This is a genomic window from Methanosarcina sp. 1.H.T.1A.1 (genome assembly GCF_000979295.1).
Taxonomy (GTDB): domain Archaea; phylum Halobacteriota; class Methanosarcinia; order Methanosarcinales; family Methanosarcinaceae; genus Methanosarcina.
The window spans coordinates 1-3,990 of record NZ_JJQY01000061.1; the positions used below are offsets into that span (position 1 = coordinate 1).

At 41.4% G+C, this 3,990-nt stretch carries 2 protein-coding genes; both read left to right on the plus strand.

What is annotated here, in order from left to right:
* Positions 1-1,189: histone deacetylase (locus EO95_RS06360; protein WP_048133312.1), on the plus strand; the 1,189-nt coding region annotated here is incomplete at its 5' end.
* Between the two features lie 742 nt (positions 1,190-1,931).
* Positions 1,932-3,990 (plus strand): NosD domain-containing protein (locus tag EO95_RS06365; protein ID WP_048133315.1); only part of this gene is annotated, 2,059 nt, incomplete at its 3' end.

The window sequence follows — 3,990 nt, forward strand, 5'->3', positions numbered from 1 at the left end:
GACGGCATACGAGATAGGAGTCCGTCTCGTGGGCTCGGAGATGTGTATAAGAGACAGGGCTACAACCCCTCACCGGATTTCAGCAGGCAGCTGCCTGGTCCTTGCTGATGCGCTCATGCGGGGAGAGGTTAAAAACGCTTTTGCCCTTGTTCGCCCGCCAGGTCACCATGCAATGACAGTCGCCCACGGAAACCGCGGCTTTTGCAATATAAATAATGAAGCAATCCTTGTTGAGTACCTGAGAAAGAAGTATGGAATCCGCAGGATTGCAATCGTGGATACTGATGTCCATCACGGGGACGGGACACAGGAGATTTTTTACAACGACCCGGATGTGCTTTTTATCTCCTTCCATCAGGACGGGAGGACACTCTATCCTGGATCGGGCTTCATGAACGAACTCGGAGGCCCGAGAGCCCTTGGCAGGACAATCAACATACCTCTGCCGCCGGGTACTCCGGATGAGGGCATTCTCTACGTGCTCGATGCCCTGGTGCTGCCCATTCTCAAGGACTTCAGGCCTGAACTTGTCCTCAATTCTGCAGGACAGGACAACCATTATACTGATCCGCTTGCAAACATGCGCTTTTCTGCACAGGGATATGCTAAACTGAACGAGAAACTTGCCCCTGACATGGCAGTGCTTGAAGGAGGCTATGCTATCCAGAGCGCGCTTCCCTATGTTAATACGGGAATTATCCTTGCAATGGCCGGGCTTGACTACTCCTGCGTAAAGGAACCCGATTTCAAGCCCGGGATGTTTGTCCAGGCTGCAAGAGACAGGCAAATCCTTAAGGAAGTTGTTGCAACCCAGCTCGAAAATTGGAAAAACCGGGAAAGGCTTGTAGAAGCAGAAGTGGCAAAACACGGAGACTTTTACCGCCGGAAAAAACAGATCTTCTATGATACTGATATGATCCAGGAATTCCAGGAAGAAACAGTCAGGATGTGCCCTGACTGCCAGGGTTATGTAACCATAGATTCCCATGCCCACAGGAGCATAAACGATATCAGGATCTTCGGGGTTTCGGTCCCCATCTATGCCTGTGCCAGCTGCCAGGCTGAAGCCCGGGAAGAATACAGGAAGAGGCTCAATTATCCGGAATACGAATACGTTTACCTTCAGGATAAGAAAGCAGACGAATACAGAGCATACAATACCAGGACAAAACAGGAGACCGTTTACTGAAAGGCTCTGTTTTGAGAAGCCTGAGAGGTTTTGAGAGTGGGAAATCATTTCTTGAGGGACTATACAGGCTCTGGTCCCCATCTTCCATCTTTATATTACCCCGGCGGAATTCGGGGACGTCGGAGCTCCTCTCCCCATTTTTAATATATCCATTTTACTCTTCATCTTCTTCATCTTCATTATCTTCATTATCTTCATTATCTTCATTATCTTCTTTATTTTCTTCAGTCTCTCAGTTTTTTTACATGTAGCTTTTCCTTTGAGTTGATTTACTTATTTCCTTTTCTTATATAGTGTTCTGTGTGGGGTGTATCTAAAATATTTTAGCTAATATTTTACTTTTTCAGTGAAAACATTAGAAATATATTAATCTTTCTCTATGAAATAAAAATTAATATGTTATCCCTAAATGCTAATTCAAAAGTCAAAAAATATTATTTCTCTAGCTGGAAAGCTTACAGCCATCATAAGAATTATATTTTAACTTCAATAATTAATCACAGTTGCCTGTAGTCAGCGTTAAATGACAGGGTAAGTATCCTGGAAAATAATATCTGAGACAGTTTAAAGAAGGGGTGCAAAATTGATCCCACTAAATACAGATATGTTTTGTCATAGTCTCCTTATTATATTCCTCTTTACAAATATTATTTCTGACCAATATGTTTATATTGTACATATCTTTAATCCCTAATTAATTGAAGGAAGTGTAATTGCAAATTTCTTCTATTTTTATGGAGGAATGAGAATAAACATATTAAGAATTTTAATGCTAACCACTCTCATAATCACATTAAGCTCCTGTATCGGGGCAGCGGATGATATTCATGCCAATTCTACGAATTCTATACAGGCCGCAGTGAACAGTGCAAATTCAGGCGATGTAATTATCGTTGAACCCGGAACTTATTCAGAAAATATTTTAATCAGTAATCTTAAAACTGATCTGGTAATCAGGTCAGAATCCGGGGACCCTGCGGACACGATTATTACAGCTAAAGACTCAAACGTATCTGTAATCACTATACAGGACAGCTCTTACGTAACAATTAAAGGGCTTAAGATAACCGGTGCAGGAACTGACAAGGCAGGCGTCTATCTGCTAAGAAGTACTAACTGTATAATTGAGAACAACGTATTACACAACGACGCCCTTGGTGTATTTCTTAAGGCTTCCCCTAATAACGTGGTCCGCAATAATATAGCCAGCAAGGACCTCCATATAGGCGAAGGCCGAGGGTTCAACATTGAACAATCCGATTACACCAATATTTCGGGCAATACGGTTTCAAACCAGAAGTTTGGAATTTACCTAATTGAATCCAATAAGAATAATATTTCAGGAAACATTATAAGTAAAAGTACTAACGACAGCATAACTGTGGTAAATTCAATCAGTAACGTCATCGTAAACAATACTGCGAAATCAAATGCGAGATATGGAATTTATCTTTCAGATTCAAGTGATAATAGTCTGAGAGGCAATCCAGTATCCAACGGTATTAACGGAATTTACTTGGTGAAGTCCCCTGGAAACAAAATCTCGGACAACAACGTAGATTTCGGCATTCAACATGATATTATGCTGGACAACTCCAGTGATAATATCCTGACCAATAATACAATTTCAAGCAGCCCATACGGGATAGCTGTTAGGTATTCCAATAACAACAACCTGACTGGCAATAATGCATATAACAATTCTCAGGGTTTATACATAACGCTAACATCCAGCAATAATAAGCTTTCAGGCAATAAGGCAAATTCAAACAGCGGTACTGGTATCAGTCTTTATAGAGTAAGTGATAATATTCTGGAAAGCAATGAAGCAAATTCGAACACCAACGATGGAATCGTTGTGGATAATTCAAGCAATAATGAGGTGTTCAACAACAGCGTATCCCAAAACAACAGAGGTATTTACTTAAGCTCGTCATCCAGTGGGAACACACTTTCAGGTAATAAGGCAAATTCTAACAGCGGTAATGGTATTGTTCTTGATAATGTCGGCAGCAATAACAACATTACCAGCAATACTGCAAGTTCAAATGTTAATTATGGCATTTACTTTACGAATTCAAACAACACCTACCTGCTCAACAATATAGCTTCGGGCAATTCCAAAGGTATCTACATAATTACTTCAAATGAGAACGTGGTTTCTAATAATACGGTCTCTGATAACAATGCAGAAGGGATAATGCTTTCGTCTTCTAACAATAACAAGCTTTCAAGAAACACGGCTTATAACGACAGCTATGGAATTTCTTTTAGTTCCTCTCGAAGCAACGAGGTCTCAAGCAACAAGGTCACTTTTAGCAGAAATTACGGCTTATTTTTGTGTTCCCAGAGCACTGGTAACCAGATTTTCAACAATTACTTGAATAATACATTTAACACAGATAATAAAAACACCGGAGGTATCTGGAACACAACAAAAGCTCCAGGTGCAAGCATTGTGGGCGGGTCCTATATTGGAGGTAATTACTGGGCAACTCCCCTCGGAACAGGTTTCTCCCAACTAAATGCAAATAATGATCCAGATGGAGACGGCATTATTAATTCAAAATATGATGGAGATAACTTAGTAGACTACTATCCGCTTGTAGCTGTCTCCGCACCAGAGCCGGCGTTTCCTGTAGCAGACTTTACTGCCAATCCTACCAGCGGCTCTGCTCCCCTTTTAGTCTCCTTTACTGACCGTTCACAGAACGCAACATCGAGAAGCTGGAACTTTGGAGACGGAGCTACTTCAACCGATACGAATCCAACGCATTCTTATTCCCTGGCAGGAAACTATA